The sequence below is a fragment of the Pedobacter terrae genome (genome assembly GCF_036946585.1).
GTDB classification, from domain to species: Bacteria; Bacteroidota; Bacteroidia; order Sphingobacteriales; family Sphingobacteriaceae; genus Pedobacter; species Pedobacter terrae_C.
Genome location: NZ_JAQIIV010000002.1, coordinates 163,099 through 188,786, shown reverse-complemented (window position 1 = coordinate 188,786; position 25,688 = coordinate 163,099). Strand labels below are relative to the sequence as shown.

Annotated in this window: 21 protein-coding genes and 1 pseudogene; 12 read left to right on the top strand and 10 right to left on the bottom strand. The window is 38.6% G+C overall.

All coding sequences use genetic code 11. The annotated features are described in order from the left end of the window. Positions 1–175 precede the first annotated feature (175 nt). The 6 genes from pbpC to PGN18_RS03355 all read left to right on the top strand — a co-directional run bounded on the left by pbpC (position 176) and on the right by PGN18_RS03355 (position 10,884). The gene (gene pbpC / locus PGN18_RS03380) at positions 176–2,245 is read left to right on the top strand and encodes a penicillin-binding protein 1C (RefSeq protein ID WP_335317950.1); all 2,070 of its coding nucleotides are present in this window, start codon (positions 176–178) and stop codon (positions 2,243–2,245) included. Positions 2,246–2,279: 34 nt separating this feature from the next. Continuing rightward, a complete protein-coding gene (locus tag PGN18_RS03375; RefSeq protein ID WP_335317949.1) occupies positions 2,280–2,549 on the top strand; it encodes a hypothetical protein in 270 nt (89 codons plus the stop codon). A gap of 209 nt (positions 2,550–2,758) precedes the next feature. Further along, a complete protein-coding gene (locus PGN18_RS03370) occupies positions 2,759–4,375 on the top strand; it encodes a CTP synthase (protein WP_335317948.1) in 1,617 nt (538 codons plus the stop codon). Between the two features lie 20 nt (positions 4,376–4,395). Beyond that, positions 4,396–6,195, top strand: a complete 1,800-nt coding sequence (gene yidC / locus PGN18_RS03365) for a membrane protein insertase YidC (protein WP_335317947.1) — start codon at positions 4,396–4,398, stop codon at positions 6,193–6,195. 266 nt (positions 6,196–6,461) lie between these two features. Beyond that, on the top strand, positions 6,462–9,314 hold the full coding sequence (locus tag PGN18_RS03360) for a S9 family peptidase (RefSeq protein WP_335317946.1): 2,853 nt from the start codon (positions 6,462–6,464) through the stop codon (positions 9,312–9,314). A 298-nt stretch (positions 9,315–9,612) separates the two neighbouring features. Further along, complete coding sequence (locus tag PGN18_RS03355) at positions 9,613–10,884, top strand: nucleoside recognition domain-containing protein (RefSeq protein ID WP_335317945.1); 1,272 nt, start codon at positions 9,613–9,615, stop codon at positions 10,882–10,884. A 268-nt stretch (positions 10,885–11,152) separates the two neighbouring features. On the opposite strand, the gene PGN18_RS03350 is transcribed toward PGN18_RS03355, so the two are convergent. The 3 genes from PGN18_RS03350 to PGN18_RS03340 form a co-directional block, all read right to left on the bottom strand. Further along, positions 11,153–11,392, bottom strand: a complete 240-nt coding sequence (locus tag PGN18_RS03350; RefSeq protein ID WP_335317944.1) for a hypothetical protein — start codon at positions 11,390–11,392, stop codon at positions 11,153–11,155. Positions 11,393–11,492: 100 nt separating this feature from the next. Next, positions 11,493–11,933 carry a PaaI family thioesterase gene (locus PGN18_RS03345; RefSeq protein WP_335317943.1) on the bottom strand — a complete coding sequence of 147 codons (441 nt, stop codon included), beginning with the start codon at positions 11,931–11,933 and terminating at the stop codon, positions 11,493–11,495. 253 nt (positions 11,934–12,186) lie between these two features. Next, positions 12,187–14,643, bottom strand: a complete 2,457-nt coding sequence (locus PGN18_RS03340; protein ID WP_335317942.1) for a TonB-dependent receptor — start codon at positions 14,641–14,643, stop codon at positions 12,187–12,189. Between the two features lie 429 nt (positions 14,644–15,072). Here PGN18_RS03340 and PGN18_RS03335 point away from each other — a divergent pair. Continuing rightward, a pseudogene (locus PGN18_RS03335) lies at positions 15,073–15,527 on the top strand (MaoC family dehydratase). 163 nt (positions 15,528–15,690) lie between these two features. After that, the gene (locus PGN18_RS03330; protein ID WP_335317941.1) at positions 15,691–15,924 is read left to right on the top strand and encodes a hypothetical protein; all 234 of its coding nucleotides are present in this window, start codon (positions 15,691–15,693) and stop codon (positions 15,922–15,924) included. A 300-nt stretch (positions 15,925–16,224) separates the two neighbouring features. Here the strand turns inward: PGN18_RS03330 and PGN18_RS03325 are convergent, their stop codons facing one another. From PGN18_RS03325 to PGN18_RS03315, 3 genes are all read right to left on the bottom strand, one after another. Then, complete coding sequence (locus PGN18_RS03325; RefSeq protein WP_335317940.1) at positions 16,225–16,611, bottom strand: hypothetical protein; 387 nt, start codon at positions 16,609–16,611, stop codon at positions 16,225–16,227. Positions 16,612–16,795: 184 nt separating this feature from the next. Then, a complete protein-coding gene (locus PGN18_RS03320; protein ID WP_335317939.1) occupies positions 16,796–17,518 on the bottom strand; it encodes a DUF92 domain-containing protein in 723 nt (240 codons plus the stop codon). Between the two features lie 44 nt (positions 17,519–17,562). Continuing rightward, entirely contained in the window at positions 17,563–18,261 is a 699-nt protein-coding gene (locus PGN18_RS03315; protein WP_335317938.1) for a DUF1826 domain-containing protein, read from the bottom strand. Positions 18,262–18,565: 304 nt separating this feature from the next. Here PGN18_RS03315 and PGN18_RS03310 point away from each other — a divergent pair, with 304 nt between their 5' ends. After that, on the top strand, positions 18,566–19,036 hold the full coding sequence (locus PGN18_RS03310) for a hypothetical protein (protein ID WP_335317937.1): 471 nt from the start codon (positions 18,566–18,568) through the stop codon (positions 19,034–19,036). Between the two features lie 185 nt (positions 19,037–19,221). On the opposite strand, the gene PGN18_RS03305 is transcribed toward PGN18_RS03310, so the two are convergent. Then, positions 19,222–19,584 (bottom strand): response regulator transcription factor, encoded by a 363-nt coding sequence (locus PGN18_RS03305; protein ID WP_335317936.1) that lies wholly within the window; start codon positions 19,582–19,584, stop codon positions 19,222–19,224. 118 nt (positions 19,585–19,702) lie between these two features. Continuing rightward, positions 19,703–19,954 carry a DUF3253 domain-containing protein gene (locus PGN18_RS03300; protein WP_335317935.1) on the bottom strand — a complete coding sequence of 84 codons (252 nt, stop codon included), beginning with the start codon at positions 19,952–19,954 and terminating at the stop codon, positions 19,703–19,705. A 194-nt stretch (positions 19,955–20,148) separates the two neighbouring features. Between PGN18_RS03300 and PGN18_RS03295 the strand changes: the two genes are divergently transcribed. Continuing rightward, on the top strand, positions 20,149–21,219 hold the full coding sequence (locus tag PGN18_RS03295) for a glycosyltransferase family 4 protein (protein ID WP_335317934.1): 1,071 nt from the start codon (positions 20,149–20,151) through the stop codon (positions 21,217–21,219). A gap of 1 nt (position 21,220) precedes the next feature. Beyond that, positions 21,221–22,267, top strand: coding sequence for a glycosyltransferase (locus PGN18_RS03290; protein WP_335317933.1), 1,047 nt, complete (start codon positions 21,221–21,223; stop codon positions 22,265–22,267). Here the strand turns inward: PGN18_RS03290 and PGN18_RS03285 are convergent. Beyond that, positions 22,264–23,085 carry a glycosyltransferase family 2 protein gene (locus PGN18_RS03285; protein WP_335317932.1) on the bottom strand — a complete coding sequence of 274 codons (822 nt, stop codon included), beginning with the start codon at positions 23,083–23,085 and terminating at the stop codon, positions 22,264–22,266. The two genes, PGN18_RS03290 and PGN18_RS03285, sit on opposite strands and share 4 nt — an antisense overlap. A 248-nt stretch (positions 23,086–23,333) precedes the next feature. On the opposite strand from PGN18_RS03285, the gene PGN18_RS03280 reads away from it, so the two are divergent. Then, positions 23,334–24,128, top strand: a complete 795-nt coding sequence (locus tag PGN18_RS03280; RefSeq protein ID WP_335317931.1) for a murein L,D-transpeptidase catalytic domain family protein — start codon at positions 23,334–23,336, stop codon at positions 24,126–24,128. On the opposite strand, the gene PGN18_RS03275 is transcribed toward PGN18_RS03280, so the two are convergent. Next, positions 24,125–25,660: a L,D-transpeptidase family protein gene (locus PGN18_RS03275; RefSeq protein ID WP_335317930.1), complete on the bottom strand. Its 1,536-nt coding sequence runs from the start codon at positions 25,658–25,660 to the stop codon at positions 24,125–24,127. The two genes, PGN18_RS03280 and PGN18_RS03275, sit on opposite strands and share 4 nt — an antisense overlap. Positions 25,661–25,688: the final 28 nt, after the last annotated feature.

Genomic DNA, 25,688 nt, shown 5'->3' with positions numbered 1-25,688 from the left:
AGAATGAGTTAAGGTACGCTTTTTTGAAAGATTTAAGATTAGAATTTTAAAAATGGTTCGTGGAGACACGAACCACGGCCTAGGATTTTTTGTGGAGACACGAACAATAGCGTACAAATACTAATAAGAGCCTCGGTCCGTGTGGACACGGACCGAAATTTATATTAACAATTAAATGAACAAAACACCAAAAGCTTTCCTCATTTCTGATCTTATTTGCTTTGCATTGATTTTGGGTTTTCTATTTTCATTACCTTCAAAACTTTTCAAAACACCTACCTCCTATGTTATCGAGGCCAGCAATGGTCATTTACTAAGTGCCGCAATCGCCAGCGATGGACAATGGCGTTTCCCTGAAGCAGATAGTGTTCCCATAAAATTTAAGAATTGTATTATTGCCTTTGAAGATAAAAGATTTTATAAGCACTTTGGTGTAGACATATTGGCCATGAGCCGGGCCATACGACAGAACTGGAGCGCCAAAAGTGTGGTCAGTGGCGGTAGTACTTTGACCATGCAGGTCATCCGTTTATCGAGAAAGCAGGATCGAACCATTTGGCAAAAATTATTAGAAGTGATTTTAGCTTTCCGTTTGGAAATAAAATATTCAAAAGAAGAAATTTTAGGCCTGTATACAGCTAACGCTCCTTTTGGCAGTAATGTGGTAGGATTGGAAGCCGCAAGTTGGCGATATTATGGTCGCGATGCTAAAACGCTTTCCTGGGGTGAAATGGCTACCTTGGCCGTTCTTCCCAACAGTCCATCCTTGGTTCATCCCGGGAAAAACTCCACCAGACTGATTAAAAAAAGAAATGACCTGTTGGATAAGCTGGCTCAATTTAAATACATCGATCAGGCAACAGCCAATTTATCTAAGCTGGAGCCTGTTCCGGGCAAGCCTATGCCATTGCCTCAGCATGCACCACATTTATTGAACCGATTTAAGATAGAACGAGCTAATCTTAATATTCCTTCTACCAGAATTACCTCTACATTGGATGAAGATATACAACTAAAAATTAATGCCATCTTAAAACGATATCATAATCGCTATCGGGCAAACGACATCAATAATATTTCTGCATTGGTACTTGATGCCAGAACAGGTCAGGTGGTAAGTTATGTAGGCAATATCTATCAACCGGAAAACACCGAACTACAAAGCCATGTGGATATGATTAAGGCTCCACGAAGTCCGGGGAGTACTTTAAAACCATTGCTATATGCCAGTATGATGAATGATGGCTTTATATTACCACATACCATTATTCCCGATATCCCTACTCAAATAGCAGGCTATTCGCCACAAAATTATGACCTGGGTTATGATGGCGCCATTGCTGCTGATAAAGCGCTTAGCCGTTCATTAAATATTCCTGCTGTGAAAATGTTGCAGCAATATAAATATGAACGTTTTTATGACAAATTAAAAAAGCTGGGAATAGGCACATTAAACCAGCCGGCAGATCATTATGGATTATCGCTAATTTTGGGCGGTAGTGAAGTCACGATGTGGGATCTGGCCAATACTTATATGGGCATGGTGCGTACATTGAACCATTTTAATACCTATAAAGGTCTTTACAATCCGAAAGATTACGAACAGGCAACCTACTTTAATCTTCAAACTAAAGACGAACAAGACTATCAGCGCAATTCGTTTTTAGATCATGGCGCCATATGGGCTACCTTTAATGCCATGGAAGAAGTAATGCGCCCTGGGGATGAAGGTTTATGGGAACAATTTTCTTCTTCGCAACGGATAGCCTGGAAAACTGGTACCAGTTTCGGTTTTCGCGATGCCTGGGCCATAGGTTTAACACCAGATTATGTGGTATGCGTTTGGGTAGGTAATGCCGATGGTGAAGGTAGGCCAGGACTAGTGGGAATAGAAGCAGCTGCACCAGTGCTGTTCGATATTTTTAGGCTATTGCCAAATGATAAATGGTTTGAAACCCCTACTACCAAACTCAAAAAACTCAATGTATGCAAACAAAGCGGTTATAAAGCAGGTGAATATTGTACCGATGTAATACAAGAATTGGATCCTGTTGCTGGAGAAAAAACAGCTGTCTGTCCTTTTCACAAATTGGTTCATTTAGATAAAACCGGTACATTTAGGGTTACCGACCAGTGTGAAAGTATAACACAAATGCAACACAAAAGCTGGTTTATCTTACCTCCAGCCATGGAGTATTATTATAAGATAAAAAATAGCGACTATAAATCGCTCCCCCCCTTTTAAGGCCGGTTGTGATATTTCAGGAGGAAACAGTGTAATGGAAGTTATTTACCCTAAAAATAATGCGATAGTTTATATTCCTCTGGAACTGGATGGATCAAGAGGAAAAATCGTGATTAATGCAGCACATAGAAATCCAGCTGCTAAAATATACTGGCATATTGACAATGAATATGTAAGCACCACTACCAACTTTCATCAATTGGACATTAGTCCGCCGCCGGGTAAACATACTTTGACACTCGTTGATGAAAATGGCGAAAGGCTCGTGCAAGTTTTCACGGTTTTGGATAAAGAAAAAAAATAATTAAAAATTTTAGGCACAGTTTTGAACTGACAATTGATGCTTTAAACCAGCAGTTCTTTACTAAAACACTCAATATCAAACTAATATTAACCACAAAAAATATTCTAAACACAACTTAAAAGCCGCAATTATTTTTCTTACCTTTGTATCCCGTACAAAAACAATTAACAAGGTTTAAAAAACCTGGTTAATATCACAAATTATCAATCATGACAAAGTATATTTTTGTTACGGGCGGTGTAACTTCCTCATTAGGTAAGGGCATCATTTCCGCATCTTTAGCTAAACTTTTACAGGCACGTGGCTACCGTGTAACCATTCAAAAATTCGATCCGTACATTAATATTGATCCAGGAACATTAAACCCTTACGAACATGGCGAATGCTTTGTGACTGAAGATGGTGCCGAAACCGACCTGGATCTTGGTCATTACGAGCGTTTTCTTAACGTTCCCACTTCACAGGCAAATAATATCACTACAGGCCGCATCTACCAAAATGTAATTAGCAAAGAGCGCAAAGGTGAATATCTGGGCAAAACGGTACAGGTTGTTCCACATATTACCGATGAGATTAAACGCAACATGCGCATTTTAGGCGAAAGCGGCGAATACGATATTGTGATTACTGAATTAGGTGGTACAGTTGGTGATATTGAATCTTTACCGTTTATCGAAGCCGTTCGTCAGTTTAAATGGGAAGAAGCCAGTACCAATGCCATTGTCATCCACTTGACCCTGGTGCCATATCTAGCCGCTGCAGGTGAATTAAAAACCAAACCTACACAACATTCAGTTAAAGCATTATTGGAATACGGTATACAACCAGATATATTGGTTTGCCGTACCGAGCACCACTTAAGTGCTGACTTAAGAAAAAAAATCGCCTTGTTCTGTAACGTTAATATCAATGCAGTAGTCGAATCGATGGATGCATCTACTATTTATGATGTGCCATTGTTGATGTTAAAAGAACAACTGGACAAAACGGTTTTATCGAAATTAAAACTGCCTACCAAAAACGATCCGGATATGGAAAGCTGGAAAGATTTCCTGGGCCGTTTGAAAAATCCGACAGCTGAAGTAAAAATCGGCTTAATTGGCAAATATGTAGAGTTACCGGATGCTTACAAATCTATTATCGAATCTTTTGTACACGCAGGTTCGAAAAATGAATGTAAGGTTAGGGTAGAATATATCCACTCTGAAGGTATTTTCCCTGATAACGTAAAAGAGAAATTGGGTCATTTACAAGGTGTTTTGGTAGCACCAGGATTTGGTAGCCGTGGTATTGAGGGTAAAATTGATGCTATCAAATACGTTAGGGAAAACAATGTGCCTTTCTTTGGAATCTGTTTAGGTATGCAATGTGCCGTTATCGAGTTTGGACGTAATGTTTTAGGGTTAAAAGATGCGCACACGACAGAAATTGAAGAAAATTCGGCAAATCCTGTCATCAATATGATGGAAGAGCAGAAAAAAATAACCAATAAAGGTGGTACCATGCGTTTAGGTTCTTACCCTTGCGATATTAAAAAAGGTACAAAGGCTTTTTCTATTTATGGTAAATCTCATATTAATGAGCGCCATCGCCACCGTTACGAATTTAATAATGCTTATTTAAAGCAGTATGAAGATGCAGGTATGACGGCATCTGGCATTAATCCTCAAACCAATTTAGTTGAAATTGTAGAACTTAAAAATCATCCGTTTTTCGTTGGCGGACAGTTTCACCCAGAATTAAAGTCAACAGTTGCTAATCCTCACCCACTTTTTGTTAAATTTGTCGCCGCTGCAATGGAGTTTGCAAAAAAGAAAACGAATTAAAAGCAGTACATACATAAATAATGGATAGAAATACCTTTACAGGACTGTTCCTGATTATGATCATTTTGGCAGGATCATTCTACTTTTTGAAGCCTAATGAGGCCGAAATAAAAAAAGCCAAAGAAACAGAGCGTTTAGATTCTTTGAAAAAAGCCGGTATCACACCTGCACAAAAAGATACCACCAAAACAGCTGCAACAGCTAACCCTGCTGTAGATTCAGCAGCTTTAAAGGGTCCCTTTGGTACTGCCATAAATGGCACCGAAACCAGTACTGTTTTGGAAAACGAAAATTTGTTGATCACTTTAAGCAATAAAGGTGGTAAGATTACTTCAGTTGAAGTTAAAGGACAGAAAACCTTTACCGGTAAACCGGTTATTTTATTCGATGGGAATCAGAATAAATTTGGTTTAAATCTAAATGCTGGCGGTAAAGTAATTAACACCAACGGTTTATACTTTACGCCGACTAAAACCGGCAATACGGTTACCATGAAGGCCAATTATGGCTCTAACGCTTATGTAGAGTATATTTACGATTTAAAAGCTGCAAGTAACAAAGTTGGTTTTAACATTAATTTAGTTGGTTTACAGCAGGTAATTGCCGGCAATAGCATTGATTTAAACTGGCAAACCACTTTACTGCAACAAGAAAAATCAATCGAAAGCGAACACCGCTACTCTGCACCGTATTATAAATATTTAGATGGTGATGTAAACCATTTGAGTGTTTCAAAAGATGAAAAAGAAGAATTAACGAAAGGTAAAATCCAATGGTTTTCTTTTAAACAGCACTTTTTCTCAGCTTCGTTAATTGCTAAACAGGCTTTCGAAAAAGGAAGCTTAGAAGTTAAAATTCCAACCGCTCCAGGCCAGGTGAAATTTTACGATGCCAATATGCAATTGCCATATGCGCATAGCGCTAACCAGGTTTATGAAATGGAGTTTTATTTTGGCACCAACAAATTCTCTGCCTTAAAAGCACAGGGATACGATTTGGAACAGCAGGTCGACATGGGCTACTGGCCTCTAAAATACATTAACCGCTTTATTGTATTGCCGGTATTTAATTTCTTAAACAGCTTTGGCTGGAACTACGGTTTAATCATCCTGGTACTAACTATTTTGTTAAAAGTTGCCTTATCGCCGCTTACTTACAAATCATACCTATCAATGGCTAAAATGCGGGTATTGAAACCAGAAATGGACGAAATTAAAGCTAAAGTAGGTGAAGATAACCCAACACTGGTGCAGCAGGAATATTTAAAACTGTACAAAAAAGCAGGTGTAAATCCACTGGGCGGTTGTTTGCCGATGGTATTACAATTGCCTTTGGTAATGGCCTTCTTCTTTTTCTTCCCGAACTTGTTTGAGTTACGTGGCGAGAGTTTCCTTTGGATGAAAGATTTGTCAACCTACGATGAATTTATCAAATTTGGTGTTAAAATCCCTTTCATTGGCGATCACTTAAGTTTAATGTGTGTATTGATGACGGTGTCAACACTGATCATGACTTATTTTAATAACCAGGTTTCTGGTGCTACCGGACAGATGAAATACATCGGTTACATCATGCCGATTATTTTCTTAGGCGTATTAAATAGCTACCCTGCCGGCTTAAACTATTATTACTTCTTAGCCAACTTAATGACTTTCGGACAGCAGTTCCTGATCCGTAAAATGGTTGATGACGAAAAAATCCATGCTTTAATCCAACAGAACAAAGCAAGACCGGCTGATGAGAAAAAGAAAAAATCTAAATTCCAACAGCGTTTAGATGACTATATGCGTCAGCAACAACAACAACAAACTAAAAAGTAATTTTGCTTTTACACTATATGAGATCCCCGGTTACTTAACGTGAACGGGGATTTCTGTTTTGGGTATGGCGTTTAGCGCATAGCGTTCATGCTCGGCATTTAGTTTTGAGCGTTGATAGTTAAAGATCTGATTTCCTCACAAATTCATTTTCCATCCTACACTTTACAGATTCCTTCTTGATTGTAATATTTGGTATACAAGTTTCCTAATAAGCTAAAAATTTCCAATTTTAGAAGATTAAATCTCAACCAACAAATTAATTTAAAATGCAAAAGAGACTAACTGTTATTCTGTTTTTCGTTGTCAGCTTTGCCTACGCACAAAAGAAACCATTAGATCATTCCGTATACGATACCTGGGAGTCGATAGGGTCAAAGCAATTATCAAATAACGGCCAATGGGCAATGTATAGCATCTTACAACAAGAAGGCGATGCACAATTATACCTAACCAATATTAAAACCAATACCAGGATCAATGTTCCTAGAGGGATGAACGCACAATTTAGCAATGACTCTAAATTTGCGGCTTTTAACATCCGTCCACTCAACAAAGATTTGCGTCAGGCTAAAATCAAAAAGAAAAAGCCAGATGAGTCACCAAAAGATTCATTAGGCATAGCCAACCTGACGAGTAATTTGGTTACAAAAGTAGCAAGAGTAAAATCTTTCAAATTTCCGGAAGAGGGCGCTGGTGTATTGGCCTATTTAACTGAAAAGCCAGATACAGCACAAAAAGGTACAAAACCTGTAGAAAAAAAAGATGGCGAAACTGATTTTGCAGATGATGATCCTGCCGGAAAAGGTAAAACAGAAGAGGGAACAGATCTGGTTATTAAAAATCTGATCACGGGAACAGATAAGACCTATAAATTTGTCACTGATTATTATTTCAGTAAAGATGGTAAACAGTTGGTTTTTGCCTGCAGTGGATCTAAAAAAGACAAAATGGCTCCTCAGGGCGTGTTCTTGCTTAATACGGAGAAAGGCACCTTAAAAACATTGATTAAAGGCAAGGGAAATTTCAAAAATTTCACTTTTGATGAGGAAAGCGAACATTTGGCATTTGTGGGTGAACAAGGCCCGGAAAAGCAGGAAATAAAAAATTACAATATCTATTATAACTCTTTAACGATTGATACAGCGCAAATCCTGGTTGATTTTGATATGCCAGGGCTGCCTGAAAAATGGTCGGTTAATGGTGATGGCAAAATTACTTTTAGTAAAGATGGCAAAAAGATATTTTTTGGCATATCCCCTGTCAAAAAACTAAAAGATACCACGATTGTAGATTTTGAGGTGGCCAAGGTTGATGTATGGAATTATAAAGACGATTATTTGCAGCCCATGCAGCTTAAAAATATTGAAAGAGACAGCAAAAAAAGTTACTTATCCGTAATTGATGTTTACAGCAGTGATCCAAAAGTAATTCCACTAACAGACGTAAAATTGCCTGATGCCAGTATCATGGCCGAAGGTGATGCACCGCAGGTTCTAGCTTCTACTGATTACGGCAGACGGGTAGAATCGCAGTGGAGCGGTTCAACTTCAAAAGATTATTACCTGGTTGATATTAAGAATGGTCAGAAAAGAAAGATTATTGAAAACCTTAACGGTTATGCCATGCCTTCGCCAGCAGGAAATTATGTTCTTTATTTTGATCGGAAACTGGGCAGTTGGAATACTTACCAAATAGCCACAGGAAAGATCACCGTTTTAACCGCTGGTTTAAGCGAAAAATTTGTTGATGAAGAAAATGATGTACCGGATCTTCCCTCTGCTTATGGTTTAGCCACCTGGACCGAGGGTGACAAAGCTGTTCTAATTAACGACAAATACGACATCTGGTCGTTCTCGCCAGACGGAAAATCAGCACCTAAAAATATCACTGCGGGTTTTGGGAGAGCGAACAACATCACGTTCCGTTACGAAAACGTACAGCTAAACAGAACAGAAAGGAACGCTAATAAATTTATTAAAGCAAATGAATTAATCTGGTTATCTGCTTTTAATAATCTTACCAAAGAAAATGGTTTTTACCGTACCAATGTAGGTACTGCCAAAGCGCCCGAGCTAGCCATAATGGCCAAATTTAAATATGCCAACCTGGTAAAAGCTAAAGATGCTGATATTTATATCTATGATAAAGCCAATTATGTAGAATCGCCAAATGTTTACATTACTACCGATTTTAAAACGGAAACCAAATTAAGCAACACCAACCCGCAACAAAAAGACTACAACTGGGGTACAGCAGAACTGGTAAAATGGACTACACCTAAGGGTTATAAAGCTGAAGGTATTCTATATAAACCGGAAAATTTCGATCCAAGCAAGAAATATCCGATGATTGTTTATTTCTATGAAAAGCTAACTGATGGTTTGTATACCTATCAGGCGCCTGCTCCCACTCCATCACGCTTGAATATCTCCTACTTCGTGAGTAATGGCTATCTGGTATTTGCACCAGATATCAGTTATGAAACCGGGCATCCAGGAAAGTCGGCAGTTGAATATATCAACTCCGGTGTAGAAAACCTGAAGAAAAATAGCTGGGTAGATGGTAATAAAATTGGAATTCAAGGTCAAAGCTGGGGTGGTTACCAGGTGGCTTACCTTATTACCCAAAATAACATGTATGCTGCTGCATGGGCGGGTGCACCGGTAGTAAATATGACTTCTGCTTATGGGGGTATCCGTTGGGAAACCGGTATGAACCGTCAGTTTCAGTACGAAAAAACACAAAGTCGCATTGGTGCAACACTTTGGGAAAAGCCAGAATTATATATCGAAAACTCTCCTTTATTTATGCTTCCAAAAGTAAATACTCCTGTTGTAATTATGGCGAATGATGCAGACGGAGCTGTGCCCTGGTACCAGGGTATTGAAATGTTTACCGCATTACGACGTTTAGGTAAACCAGTTTGGATGTTAAACTATAATGGTGAAGCGCATAACCTGGTTCAACGCCAAAACCGTAAAGATATTCAAATTCGTGAACAACAATTTTTCGATTATTATTTAAAAGGAGCCAAAGCTCCGGCCTGGATGACCAATGGAATTCCAGCTACCGAAAAAGGGAAAACCTGGGGTTTTGAATTAACGGATGACAAGCCTTAGTTAGTCGGAGGTCCGAAGACCGATGTCAGAAGTCCATGGTTGCTAGTATACTCACTATTTGCCATGGATTTTCTGTTCAGGGATATAATAAATCTAATGTATACTTGTAATCGTCACCCTGATCTGATAAATTTCAGGGTCCATTCAGCAAGAAAGATGCTGGCCACGAAGTAGCTTAAAAATTTCATCGCTGCTTGTAAAATAAGTTCAGCATGACAATCGCAAATAGAAAAATGATTCTTATGAAATTCGGCTTAAAAAAACTATTTTCACGCATAAAATAAACTAAACAACCCTAATGGCATTAAGCAGAATCTGGTCGGCATTTATTATTGTGGCTATTGTTGTAGCAAGTATTAAATGTTTCTTTTTCGGACATAGCGATATCTTTAATTGGATGGTGATCGGGAAATCAACCGATCCTTTAAATCCTTTAAAATTAGATGGCATTATCGAAACCTGCTGGATTGCGGTTGACCTTTGTATTAAATTAGTGGGAACATTGGCTTTATTTATGGGTTTAATGAGCATCGCTGAAAAAGCAGGCGGTATCCGTTTATTATCCAGGATTATTGGTCCCTTCTTTTCAAAACTTTTTCCGGAAATTCCAAAAGGGCACCCTTCTATGGGACACATGATCATGAATTTTTCTGCCAATTTATTAGGTTTAGATAATGCGGCTACGCCATTTGGTATAAAAGCCATGGAAAGTTTGCAGGAGTTAAATCCCAATAAAGACGTGGCCAGTAACTCCCAGATCATGTTTTTATGCCTGCACGCGGCTGGTTTATGCTTAATTCCGGTAAGTGTAATTGCCATCAGGTCATCTCAAAATGCGCAAGACCCTACCGACATTTTTATCCCTTGTTTAATTGTAACCTTTGTGGGTACCATGGCGGCCATGCTCATCGTTTCTTTCAAACAAAAAATAAATTTACTTCAACCTGTTATTATTACCTGGGTACTTAGCATTTCTGCTGTAGTGGGTTTATTGGTTTGGTATGTAAGCAAACTAAATGCAGAAAGTATAAAATCATTTTCAGGCTTATTAAGTGGTGGGATCATCTTATTGATCTTTTTATTGATTGTATTAGGTGCACTCTATAAAAAAATAGATGTTTTTGATGCGTTTATTGATGGTGCTAAAGGTGGATTTGAAACGGCATTGAAGATTATCCCTTATCTGGTTGGTATTTTGGTTGCCGTAAGTATGCTGAGAACCAGCGGAACTTTTGACGTAATCATGAGCGGGATCAAAAACATATTTATATTTCTTGGAGCCGACACCAAATTTGTTGATGCCCTGCCTACGGCGTTAATTAGACCGCTAAGTGGTGGTGCTGCCCGTGGCATGATGGTGAGTACGATGATTTCGAGCGGACCAGATTCATTTGCGAGTAAACTTTCAGGAGTTTTCCAGGGCGCTTCAGATACTACATTTTATGTGGTAGCTGTTTACTTTGGTGCAGTTGGGATAAAAAATACACGTTATGCCATCGGTTCAATGTTGCTCGCCGATCTGGTTGGCGTTTGTACAGCAATAGCGCTCAGTTATATGTTTTTTAGTTAAGTTTGGTTTATAGGTCATTCGTGAATTAATCCTCCAATCATTATTAACAAACCAGTTTTTTTTAACTGATGAAGCCATCTAACATTCGCTTCGTTATGGAGATAATTAGGCTTCAGATTTAGCTTTTAATCAAGATCTTCATTTGCATTCAGAATGAAAAGAAAGGAAAACAGTGCAAGAAATCCCTACAGAAATCAATTCTGGCAGGGATGGTAACATACTTTGAGTTAATGATGGGATTTATGCTTTAACACTTGATAATGTGGCATTAGCAAGAAGTTTGAGGAGATATTCTATTGATGATTTCATCAATTGCGTCAGGATCAATCACAGCATTTTTAGAAGCACACCATTTTTCTGTCTTATTATCTAACCAGATACAGAAAGAATGGTAACCATCTAAAACTACAGCATAGGTTTCATGAAAATCATCTTGAATACGCATGCAAAATCCCTTAAAAATTTTGCCTCTCACATCAAATTGCAGGGTTGAATAATTTTCTAACATGGCTCATTATATTTTTGGTTAATTTACAACAATATATAAATGAGAATGTTTTGTTAATTTTAAGGAATTAACAATTTATTCTTAAGCGTTGTGCGTTAACTTAACCTATGTTTAACATATTAGAATAACCTTTAGCAATCAGGCGATTTTTCGATGGTAAAGATAGTTCACATTGCAGATTTAAAATCGTGCGTCCTCTTTTTACGATTGCAGTTTCGGCTATAACTTCGTCGCCTTCACCTGCGGTAGCGAAATAATCGATGTAATTATTTACGGTAGTATACCGCTCATTTAATCCCATCGTAAAAACCGTTGCACCAATCAAATCGTCAATAATACCTGCGGTTACGCCACCATGCAAAATCTGATATGGATTGGTCATTTCTTTTCGGATTGTATATTGGCAGACCAAAATCCCATATTCTGCTTTAATTAAAACAGGTGCCAGCCAGTTCATAAAGTTAGAAGGCGAACCGGTAATTACCTTACCAATCGATTGTCTTAAAAAATTCAGTCGCTGCTCGCTCAAAGAGGCTTCCATAAATGTAAACGTTTAATACTTGATGCTTTAGGTAAAGATAATGAAAATGAGCGATAGTCGCTAAACTGACTTTTTATATCACCGATTCCATTATTTTAAGTGGATTGATAACGGTTTTATCATTCGGTTTATAAATCTGATCTGATGATTAAACCATATGAGAAATATAAGAGTCATATAAGCTTATATTTACTGTCCTATCTATATGGTAAATCAGTTGAGTTTGGGCAAAAGCAGATCTTCATAGCAGCTCTTAAATCGGAACAATCACTTTAAAACTTACATTTCTACCCATATTGTAAATTCCCGACCGGCCATTGGGCGAGCTATTATAGTATTCAAAATACTTCAATCTGTTTAAATTAGATTGATAAGCAATATTAAAAATGTTATCGGCCTGAAGGAAAATATCACAGATGGTTTTTCCTTTTTTTGTTGTCAGCGTCGATCCTATTCCGCCGTTAATTAAAGTATAACCTGCGGTAAAACTTTCTGTATTATCGAGCACATAAAATCTGTTCTGATCGGCGAAAAAAGCCGCATCGATTTTGATATAAGGTTTATCAAAAATGCCTACAGGTTTTTGAGCTGTCGCTTTAATTTCCGTTCTGATTTGTAGAGGCGGAATAAAAGGCAGGTATTTGGCGTCATTACCATGCTGATCCAATAGTTCCCGATTTTGATTGAGTCCTACTGTATAGGCCAAACTATTATTGAAACTGATCCATTTTAAAGCTGTAGGATGCAAATTGATAGAAATTTCTGCACCATATAACCTGGCTTTTGACTGTTGGTACTGATAAGTGAGATTTCCCGGAACAATAACAACCGGATCTCCATTGACATCGGTTAAGCGCGATTGATAAATGTAGTTTTGAATCTGGTTGTTAAATAGCTCTATAGTGATATCCGCATCTTTTAAATACGCAATAATACCAATGTCTCGCTGCAGGTTAAATTCCGGTTTAAATGTTCTGTTACCTAAATACACGATGTGTGCACCTGGATCTAGTCCATTAGAGCCGATTTCTGTAATATTTGGAGCGCGGTATCCCCTAGCAATATTGGCTTTAATCAAAAACCTTTCTGAAATATTGTAGGTTAAGCCTAAACTACCAGATAAACCATAGTAGTTTTTAGAAAATGATGGAAACTGCAATTTGCCTGTAAGGTCGCCTGCACCAACCTGTTTATCAAAACCCGTTTGCGCATTAGTACCTACATAAAAATTATCCCAATTGATGTTACTTCTGTCGATCCTGATTCCTCCTGAAATGGCTACTTTACCCATCGATTTCTTTGCGAAGTAAAATGCACCGATATCAAAAAGGTCAAAGTCCGGGATAGGGAAATCGGTGGCATCTTTGCTCCTGTTTACCTGGTACATACCATTAAGCCCCACCGTACTTTCTATACCTGCGAAATCAGGCAGGTTGTATTTGAAATCGTAATTAAAGGTATTTAACACCACGTAAAGCCCGGCCTGATTGGGCCTTGTAGGGTGATTATATTCTCTCCTCACACTCTGCTGCCCGCCAATTAATACATTTAAATCGCTGGTTCCAAATTTCAACTGGCTGGTGTTGTAAAACCTGATGTGTTGAATGTGTTGATGCAAAGGATTAATGGCATAGGTTCGAAGATCACTTTCCGGAACAATCGGTCTGTTTTTAATATCGTCTCCATCATCCAAAACCTGCCTGGTAAATTTTCTGGATAAAGAATCTCTACTGCCATCAGGAATTTCCATAACATTATCATAATAGGTAACGGCTGTTTTAGAATAACCCCAGCTTTTATCTAATCTGGCACTGGCAGATAAATTATACTCCCTAAACGCAGTTCCATACACCCATCCATCAATTTTATTCCGGTAATGATGTGCCGTTTTTCCAGTAGCCCTAAAGCTATATTTCCAATCGTTTTTAATGTAAGCCAATCCAATCGACGAACCCATCATGCCATTATTACTTTGATAATTTGCGGTAAAATCGCCTTTCAATTTTCCGTTTTCAAAATTTGGTGTGTTAGGGATCATATTAATGACGCCCGCCAAAGCATCAGAGCCATAGGTTAAACTGGCCGGACCTTTTACTACCTCGGCCCTGGTAATCCCGTATTCATCCACCTCAATTCCATGTTCATCGCCCCATTGCTGCCCCTCCTGCCTTAACCCATCATACAAAGTTAATACACGGTTATATCCTAAACCCCTTATAAATGGCTTAGAAACATTTGGACCGGTTGTAACTGCTGTAATGCCAGGTATGCCTTTCACAATAGCCTCTATTAAATTGGTATTTACGTTTTGGTCCATCGTTTTTTTGGAAATTACAGCAATGGGCACCGGGCTTTTCCGTAATTGTGTAGCCCTGTTTACCCCAGTAATCACCACATCATTTAAGTCGGAAACTGAACTTACCAAATCTGCATTAACCAGAACTGTATCTGCTGTTAAAGTAATCCTCACTTTTTTAGATTGGTAACCAATGCCTGAAAAGACGAGATCGCAATTTCCGTGAGGAATACCGCTTAATTGATAATTTCCTGCACTGTTTGATTTTGTCGAACTTTTAGTACCTACAACCCTAATGGTGATCTGATCCAGCGCTTCACCATTTGATGTAATTATACCCTTAACTGTTGCTTTCTGGGCAATGGCGTTTAGCGATAGAAGAAAACAAAAAAAATAAAAGGATAGTGATCTCATGAACATAAATGATTTATCTAAATATAATGTTAGACAAATCTAAATTTTAATTTAAATATATCAAATAAAATATTTAGATAACAATTAAATCTCTTTAATTCTGTGTTTAAAGTCTTGACAAGGTAGCTTTGTAGCGCACGGACTATCTTGTGCCGATCCCACAAGGCCTTACTGGTGCTCTTAATTGAATCTCCTACAATAACCCTATCCTATCATAATTCTTACGTTATCGCCGTGCACAGCAGCCTAACTTGTGTTTTCATCTCCAAACCAGAACGAGTTTTAGTTCCTGATGCTAACCAAATGCATAACTAATGCTTAAATTATCTGATCACTATTTTAGTCATAGAAAAGTAAATGAAACTATATTCATGATGAGTTGTTGTGCCTAAGCATTTTAAAGCGAAACAAACTTTATAAAGAAAATATATGTTGGTGATCAATAATTTCGAAGAATACGAATCCTAGGCAAAGAACTAGGGATTTCGCAATGGCATACTATAGACCAGGAACAAATCAACAGATTTGCTGATGCAACTTTAGATCATCAATGGATACACACCGATCCTGAAAAAGCTAAAAATGAAGGGCCATTTAAGGCAACAATTGCACATGGCTACTTAACCTTATCGTTAATTCCCTATTTATGGAAGCAAATTGCAGATGTGCGCAATATTAAAATGGAAATCAATTATGGTATTGAACGTTTTAAATTTGGTCAGCCTGTTTTAGTGGATAGCCAGGTTCAGTTAAAAGCCAAATTGATGTGCATCAGCAACTTGCGGGGTATTACCAAAGTAACCATTCAGGCTACACTGGTAATTAAAGACCAGCCTAAACCAGCCTATGTAGGCGATGTACTATTCTTATATCATTTTATATAAATGCGGAGGTGGTATGAGGAATTCAAAACTTTTATTTTATTCTTTTTACTACTAATTTCACTTAATGCGGATTAATACCTTTTCCTGATTGTTACATTGGTCATGAAACAATTCAATTGGTTAGTCGTTAAATTATATAGATTAGATCATTAAAATTTTAACTATGGAAAACATTATCACCCCCAACCAACTAATCATCAACCATGCGAATAACGGTAATAAAGCTACTTTAAAAATTGGAAGTAAATTTCAATGGGATCCTAGATATGCGTCGAAAGATACACCTTCTTTTGATTCTTTTAAAAGCGAAATCGAAAATTTTTACGAATATAAGTTGGTGTTTGGTTATGAAGGTGCAGTTGGCCAGAGTGTTTATATGGTAACCGCCGTGAAATGAACTATATCAAACAGTTCTCAACTGTTATTAAAGGAATAGCCTGTGCTGATCAACTAGCTTAGTTAAATGAAATATTTGGTATAAAGCTTAAAAATATAAAAGCCCGGATATCCATCTGGGCTTTTTTATCAACTAACCTAAACTTATAAATACTAACCAAATATTTATAGCACAAAACTAAATATCGATTATTAATCCAGTGTTAAATATTTATCACCTGTTGAGATAGCTTGATTCTTTTTCATTAGCGATATTGAAGTCAGGGTTATTTTTTATCAAAAATTTGGAAAATATAAACGATTATTTTACAGCCCTCGTGGCCTTATCAAAAGATAGTACCAGGTTCTTTTGGTCAACCTGATTTAAAGGCACCTTATGTACATTTTTACCCAGGCCTGTCGTAAAATAAACTTCCGCTTTGGCCGTTTCTCCTTTGTCAATACCATCATCAAATAAAGCAATACCAAAGAGGGTACTGTCTACCTTCGACGATGCCGTAATACTTACTGTGCCTAAAGCATATTTACCGCTATTTTTCAGGGTAACAATGCCATCCTTGTAGGTATAACTCACTCCTTTCAACGTTTCGTTGTAGGTTTTATTTTTGCTGGTAATCGGTTGATAGGTTTGCCCGTAACCTGAAAATCCACAGGCTGCCAGTGCTAAAAGAAAAAAGATTTTTTTCATGATTTATAGAGATTAAACAACAAATAAATTTCATTAAAAAGCTGGTCATTATCGCAAAAATTTACTTGATATACATGTTTTTGACATTCAAAAGACAAGGTCACAATAACATTAAATGGCATTTGTGAAATTGAAGGTTTCTTAGACCTAAAATGAGTACTATATTGATAGCGTATCCAATTGATTAACTCCAATTGAGTAAAATCCACAACACTAAAAACACCGGGATTGCGGTTAATGTATTCAAAAAATTAACCATATTATTGCCGATGATGCCTTTGCGCTCCAATACAGCGCCTAGGATAGAATCAGTCAGGTTCCCCGCCGTACCTGCAATAACCACCAGGTAGAAGTTCACGTTCCATCCAAACCCCAGGGCATAAATAGCAGCAATGATTCCACTACCCACCACACCAATTAAGGTCCCCTCTAAACTGATTACCCCATCCAACCCACGTTTATCGGGCCTGAAAGAAATGATATTAAAGAAACGCTTTCCATAAACCATTCCCAGTTCAGAAGACAAGGTATCTGCTGTGGCTGAGGCAAAAGCTGCCGCCATTGCCGTAAGCATCAAATCAGTAAGCAGAGGATAAAGCAAAATTACTACAGCCGCCACACTGGCAACCCCGGCATTAGCTAAAACCTGCAGTGATGTACGTCCATTCCTGGTTTCCGTAATGGTAGCAGAAGCCTGCTTTTTATCTCGCTGCCATGAAGTAGCTGCAGAACCAAAAATAAAAAACGTAGTCATCATCGCCACGCCGGTGTAACCAGCCGCAAAATAAATCAAACAGGTCAATATGGCGCCTGTACAAGCTGCTGTAACTGTGAGTTTTTTAGCCAGGATACTGTAGGCCATACCGGCCATAACAATAGCAGGCAAATACATAGCGCTGTTGAACATTTGGCAAATATATTTGAATTATTGATAAATTTAATCCCGCCAAATTAGCAGATGAGCAATAACCTATACTCTCCTTCTTTTTCCAGCGGTGCCCGGTGGATGCAGGGCAAACAGGATTGATCAGGATGATCTACCGCCAGCCTCCACAAATGGCCCAAGCCCAATTTTATAGGTCTTGCGCCGGGTTTAGCCTCATAATGCAAGTCGAAATAATGCTCCGTCAAAAAGTGTTCAAATTCTTCCTCCCTTCCCTCATGCAGTTCTTTAAGTTTGAGTCTAATCGCTGGTACCAGCAGCTTTTGTTCAGCTTGATGGTTGGGTAAAATTTCACTCACAGCACCATAATAGGTACATAAAAAAGTATCAGTACCAATTGGCGATCGGTCTACATGAAAAGAATATACATCTGTTGGAATGAAATCGAATTCTTCATCCCGCTCGTAACTTTTAATTAAGTTCAGCGAAGGTGATGCGCCAGCATCGGTTAACAGCTGAAAATCGTTTTTGATGCGCGTTCTGGCTTCACAACCCTGTTCTGAAAGTTCGAGCGACCGGAGATCATCCATCGAAATTTCAGTCAGGTTTTCTTTTAGCTCTAGTTTAGATACAATTTCCTGAAAATCTCCACTAAGTGCTCTTTGCCAACAAGCTGCGTTTAGTTTCCCGCTAAAAACTGTATTTATCAGATGGGAAAAAGTAGAAACTACTGCAACCTGTGTTTGATCAGAAAATGTGCTATCCATTTAATTAAGCCATTTAGACATTATTCACTGCAAAAGTAAAAATTAGCGCAGAAGATGTGTCGCAAGAGCAATTATTTATTAAAAAAACGAGGGATTGGCTTTACCGGTTTCTTTCAGTTGCAATATTTACGCGAACGTAAATTGAGATTAATTATATTCGGCTATATAAAAATCAGTTGACCTATTTTTTTGTATCGTTAACATATTAACTGGTTGACAATAGCTTTACCAAGCCTGGCGGACAGCTCAACTAAAACATCATGCCAGATATTATTTTTAATAACTTAAAACATACTTTACGATAATGATTTCAAGCATGAAACCCAATTTTAAGATTTTACTCTTTCTGCTGTTTTTAACTACAGCCTGCAAAGATCGTGAACCCAAAAATCTTGAATTAAAACCCTTATCTCCTGTTACTTACGAGTTCACTTCTGGCGCTAGCACCAATAGAATCGACTATTTTTATATTTCCGACGGCTTTTCGTATCAAAAATCATACTATACCATACTGGAGAAAAAAGTACAACAAAAAATCAAAAAGGTAAACTTGAAAGCTTATAATTTATATTCCGCGTACATCTATCAGCAATCTGCTATTCTTAATGGCAAATACAATGGCGGCAGGGCTGGTTTGGAGGGACAGAGTAACAAGCTGTTTGCATATATAAGATATCAGCAAAATCATACGGATATTTTTTACCTCATCCGGGATGGAAATGTGGTTTACAATCTTTTATCACAAAAGGAGGAGCATTTTGAATTTGATAATTAGTTTTGAACATATTGTTAGCAAATCCTCCACTACTCTCGTAAAATTAGTTCATGTTCGAGAAAAGAGCTAAATCTTTTGTTTTTTCCAAAACCTGTAATTGCAATTAAAAGTAAGTGTAAATATTCTGATTCTATTTTTAAGTATCGATTAAATTCAGCAGCAAGTTATTGCAATTATATAACCTCTTAATTCACCACTGCGTTTACCCTGGCAACAAAATCATCAATATTAAATGGTTTAGGAATGAAATCATCTGGATGGCATTTTCTATTCACTTCGGTTGCTGAGCAATGTGCAGACATCATCAGTACTGGAACATCCAAAGTACGTTGGTCATTTTTGACTTCCCGGCATAGATCATGGCCATTCCCATCTGGCAGTCGAACATCCAAAATCATCAGATTCGGCGAAGTGAAAAGTAAATCTTTTCTGAAGCTTCTAATATCAGGATATAATTTAACTTCATAATTCTCTTCGTCCAATAACAAACCTATGATCTCTCTAATATCATGATCATCCTCTAAAACCATTATCTTCTTTTTCATCATCGTTCCAAGTGTATTAGTATAACCATTTGGATCCCATTTAGTTTTAGTAAAATAAAAACAGTTAATAATTTGCCTGAAAAGCGGTTTAAAATGAGTATCTCGCCATAACGAAATTGATTCAATCCAGTGGTTGCTTAATCCGAACCGGCCCTTTTATCTTTTCTACATCAACAGCCTTACCTTGCTGCGTAATTGAAATCTTTCCCTCTATATACAGACCAATTGCCACTTCCATCACATTACTCATGTGTTCTCGCCAATGATCGGGGAAAAGCATTCTGGCAATTTCAGACGGACAGGTACTCTTATCGGCTCCCCGCTGCGAGGCCATATGCAATATCTGCTCGGCTATTTTTTGCTTCTCTTGCATTATCAATAAACGCTAACTTTTAGCAATTGGTTTCAAACCAATCGAAATTGTATTAATTAAAAAACCATTGTGTTTCACCTCAATATTAATAAAGTTTAAATACGCGAAATAATACAATAAGGGCTGGGCATCAGAATTACTTAAAACTTTAACGGTTTTATCAAGTTGTTAGAGTAACATCTTTAAAAATCCTAATGAATATCGGAATAATAGCACATCTAAAACATCCCATCCGTAAGCCATACATGGGCGGACTGGAGGCTTTCACCTACGAAGTTACCAAAAGACTCATTGCCAGGGGACATACCGTTACCTTATATGCGAGCGAACTAAGCGATCCTGATCTCAATGTTAATGTGATACTCACAGACGTGGATTATGATAGGGAAACGCTAAGTAGGTTCAGGTCACATGAACTTAGCGAAGATTTTATATCTACACACCATGCTTATTTGGAGCTAATGCAGGATATTGATGGCCGTGAACATGATGTGATTTTCAATAACAGCCTTAATTATGTACCGTTAACCATGTCAACCATTACGGCAACGCCGATGGTTACGGTACTACATACGCCTCCTATCTTCGAAATGAAACGAGCGATGTTACAAGAGCGTAAAACTGGACGTATCCGCTATGTAAGCGTTTCAAAGCCCAATGCACTTGCCTGGCAGCCTTTTCTTAACCATTGTGAGGTGATCTGCAACGGTGTGGATATCTCATTATGGAAATTTTATGCCCAACCCACCGGAGATTACGTAATCTGGTTTGGAAGAATTCATCCAGATAAAGGTACGCACATAGCCATACAAGCTGCTAAACTTGCCGGCTATCCTATTAAACTAGCAGGCAGTATTGCAGATTCTCACTATTTTCAGACCTATGTTGAACCGTTGATTGGTGAGGGCGTGGAACTGCTTGGAAACTGCAGCCATGAAACACTTAATGAATTAATAGGCAATGCGAAATGTGCGCTCATTACCCCTTGCTGGGACGAGCCATTTGGTCTTGTTGTAGCTGAAAGCCTGGCCTGCGGTACACCTGTAGCAGGTATCTCTCGTGGAGCATTGCCTTATCTGGTAACTGCAGGAACTGGTTGTTTAACCAGCAGCAATGATCCTGAGGAATTAGCAAATTGTATAACTAAGGCCGTTAACATGGATCGCGCAACCTGCCGCCGCCAGGCCGAAGAAAATCTGGATATTGAACGGATGATAGATGCTTATGAATCGCTGTTAATGGAAACAGTAAGTCATGTAGCCTGATATGGAAATTGCATTTTACGTCCATCACCATGGATCAGGCCATTTAATGAGGTGCCTGGCCATTGCTTCTGCACTTAAAAATTGTCATGTTACCTTTTTGGGAAGTGCGCTGGGACAGTACAGATCACTGATTCCCAATGATATCAACCTTATTTTTTTACCGATGGATACTCCCGGTGATCAAGATCCTGACTTTCTGGATAAAAGCCTGGAGGGACTGCATTATGCACCGCTTAACATTAATGGACAACTGCAACGGGTAAATATGATAACCAGTTTTTTGACCAGCCGTCCCAAACTGCTATTTATTGTAGATGTTTCGGTTGAAATCGCCATGCTTTCCAGACTCTGCGGTGTACCCACTATCGTGGTTAAGCAACACGGTTTAAGAGGTGATTTACCTCATCAAATCTGTTACCGCAACGCAGTTGGATTGTTGGCCCCGTTTGATGAGCAAATGTCTGGCCAGGTGCCCAAATGGATAAACAAGAAAACCTTTTATACTGGCGGACTTAGCCGGTTTGCACCGAGTGAAGATCTATCTGATGCCAGCAAAAAGCATGTTGCGGTACTGATTGGCAGTGGTGGCACAAGCATCAATAGCGAATTTCTGGATTATTTATCTAATAAATGTCCTCAATGGACATTTCATGTCATGGGCAACATCCAAAATACGCAAAACATCAAAAACCTACATTTCCATGGAAAGTTGGAAGATCCACGGGATATTTTAGCAGACTGTTGTATAGTGATCGGTAATGCTGGCCATAATACGGTGATGGAATGTGCTTCACTTAATAAACGTTTTATTGCCATAGCCGAAGAGCGTCCGTTTAAGGAGCAGGAAGAAAAGGCCCGTATTATCGATGAATTGGCATTGGCAGTGCACATTCCCGCCTATAAGATATTCGATGTTGACTGGAAAGAAATGCTCGAAAATTTGCTAACGAGTCGCCCGAATTGGAATGGACTGATCAAAAGTAATGCAGCCGAACGGGCAGCAAATTATTTAACAGATACCCATCGCGATCTTTTTCAGCGTCATTAGGTAACTTTAAGTGCGATTTCGATTTCCGAGGTTGAAGGCATGCGCCTTAGCTCAAGCCGATCTTGTGACCATTCGACTAATCCTGCGCGTTCAAATTTACTTAGCCAACCTTCCATAGGCCAAATGCCCCATTTTTCCCTAAAAGCTTTTGCATTGCTGATGATATCCAAAAGATGGTTCATCGGCGGATCGTAACTTGGATGGTATTGATGGAAAGCCATTGCATTTATGGTCATCAAAGGTACCGACTTTGCTTTCGCGGCAAAAGCAAAGTCGGTGTCTTCTGCCCCATAACCGGTAAAAAGTTCATCAAATCCACCGATTTCTTTAAAAGTGTTTTTATTACAGCCAAAATTGAGCGACCAAAAAAGTTCGTATGAATACTGCTCAATATTTTCGCGTACGGGATCTGCTATGCTGTATTCCATCATATGCTCGAGTAGATCGTTTTTTTTCATCGCTTCGGCGGTAAGGTAACGGACGCGGCCGGAAATAAGTGCATCAGGGCGATTAAAGGCTTTATAATAAACAGAAAGAAAATCTGGTGCCGGAATACAGTCAGCATCAAGGAAAACGACCTGATCATAATCCGCTAATAACATCGCCGCATTTCTTGCTGCAGCCAATGGCAGATGATGCAAACTGTTCACTGTTTGCTGTCTGATTGGAAAAGTAGCCGCAGGTAATTGATAGGGTTCCTCATTCATGTGTATAATTACAAGTTCAGCAGGTTTTGAGCTGCAGCATTCTAAACCGCTGATCATATTGATAAGCGCAGCCCTACGGTTTTTGACGATCGTAACCAATGAAATATTCATATTATAATTAACCAATCCTAATATCAAAAAGTTTAATAGAAATCCTTCTGTAATCACTATTTAAGCAAAACCGTATACATCAGGAAGAACTCATCTCACAGCATAGGCATGTATTTATATCATCATATAATTGTCAGCATTTAGGTTATATTATTAAATCGCTCCCCAATGTTGTATATTTGTTACATAATCAAATCCGAACAGCCTATACTATAAAGCCCTACTTAAATCATTTCAATTAGTTATCTATGAGAAAATACATTCTGGGCATCTTCTGTATCATTTTATCTTTAAGCCTTTTCTTAGTGGCAATGAGCGATAAAAAAATTGAGCATCCAAAAACCGTTGTCGATGTTTCAATGCCAATTGAACCAAATTATGCAACGTATGCTAAATCGCTTTATAATCAGGTTGATTTAAAAGGTTCCGGCCTGACTTACTCAGTGTTTGAAAAAGCACTTACCGGCTATTATAACCTTAAAGAGGCTGGCAGGTTATCGAACCACGCGCTTTTGAGCATTGCAGACTTTGACCAAAAAAGCACCAGGAAAAGGCTTTATGTGCTTGACTTAAGTAAAAAGAAAATTATCCTAAATACCTGGGTAGCCCATGGCCAGCGTAGTGGCGATGATGAGACAGTAACTTTTTCCAATCAAAACGACTCTTACAGCAGCAGTATCGGTTTTTACGTTACAGGTGAAGAATACGTAGGTTCACATGGCAGATCACTCCGCTTAGACGGCATGGATGCAGGTTACAATGATAATGCACGAATGCGTTCCATTGTCATTCATGGCGCACCATATGTAAGTCAGGGTACTATTGAAGCTTTAGGGCGTTTAGGTCGCAGTCAAGGCTGTCCTGCGGTAAGTCCGGAATTATCTGATCAATTGATCAGCGCTATGGGTGAAGGCAGTGTGCTTTTTATCAATAAAAGTGCAGAGCGATATGCTTCACGTTACCTGGACGAGAAGCATGCCGCATTGGCTGTTCTTCCAGCCCTGAACAATGGCGTTGATCAGGGCCAGTTCCACGTGAACTAAGCTTTGTTCAAGTGCGTATAAAGCACCGCATCCTGACCATAAATATCATTGGCAAACATGAGCTTACCGCTGCTTGAATCTTTCCAACACGTGAAGTATACTAAGTAAACGGCAACCTGCTTAGGAAGAGAAAGGTTTTCCGCTTTTGGATCTTTGCTTTGCATGCCTGCACTGATCTTATCGAATTTTTCGCCCGGACCAAAAAGCACCCTGGCAAGTTCCAAAGGCTTTTCCAGCCTTACACAACCATGGCTTACGGCCCTCACCGCTAAATTGAAAGCCGCTTTTGCCGGTGTATCGTGCAGGTAAACACTGCTTTGATTATTAAAGAGGAATTTGATTTTACCCAGCGAGTTGTCTGCCCCAGGTTGCTGCTTAAAGGTATACATCTTACCCGCATCAGGTGCTGACCAGTCTATGGTTTCCGTATCTTCAACCTTTTTTCCTTTATAAAAAACATCAATATTTTTGTTGCTTAAATAATAGGGATCTTGTGAGGCATACTTTACAATTTCATTACTGGCTATACTTTCAGGGATATTCCAAACCGGGTTAACCTGTACGCTGTGTATCATGCTTTTCAGTTGAGGAGTTTCGCGGTTAAAGGCGCGGTCTTTTTTCAGGTCATTTTCATCATATTCCGTCAAGGAGGTTGCCTGCCCGGTATTGCGTCCTTCACCCACACAAACTTTCATACTTAAAACCGGCTTTTGTTTTTCAATTACCTGAAGTTCAAACGCCGGAATATTTACCCATACATATTTATCTTCCTGTTGTGCAGTGTGCCATCTCAGGCGTTCCAAATTCACTTCAATAATCCGTTTGGTTTCTTCAGCGGAGTGACCGGGGGCAGCAATATTTTGAATCAGGGCGGTCTGTAACATTTTATAGGTTTCAGCGCTCGGCTGAATACTATCTAAAAAGGCGGTGATATCCTTGGTTTGATATGGTTTTTTAAATGAAATAGAATCTGGTCTGAGCACCTTGGTATAAAACTGTGCAAATATTTTCCTGGGACTTACAATTCCGTACTGCATAGCCGAAGCATAATCGGTAATGGCACCACTAGCGATCAATTCAAGATCAATAACTGCATCATAAGCTTTATCAAGTGTATTTACCGCTGTTTTAGAATAAATTTTCTCCAATGCGGCGTTTAATCTTGCCGCCTGAAAGTTTTCAGGCGAAAGACCATGTTCTTTTGCTGCATTGATCTTTCTTGACGCATTTCTTAATCCACTGTCAGGAAGAAATTTTGCTACTAAAATAGGTTGATAATCTGCCTGTTCATAAATCTGCTGAGTAAATTTTGGGTTAGACATCGATTTCGACCTTTTGCTTAATGCAGTTTTCAATTTGTCGCTCAATACCTCCGCATCAAGGTCTTTATATAATTTAATGCCAGTAATTTTTGTTAGTTCAGCACCCGTTTTAGATTTAGGCTTGTTACAAGCCTCAAATAGAAAAAATAAGGGTAAAAGCATCAACAGGCTTCTCAGGAATTTAGGTGAAGTTTTTTTGTTCATGCTCATATAATTAGTTTTTAGCAAAATTGTTTTC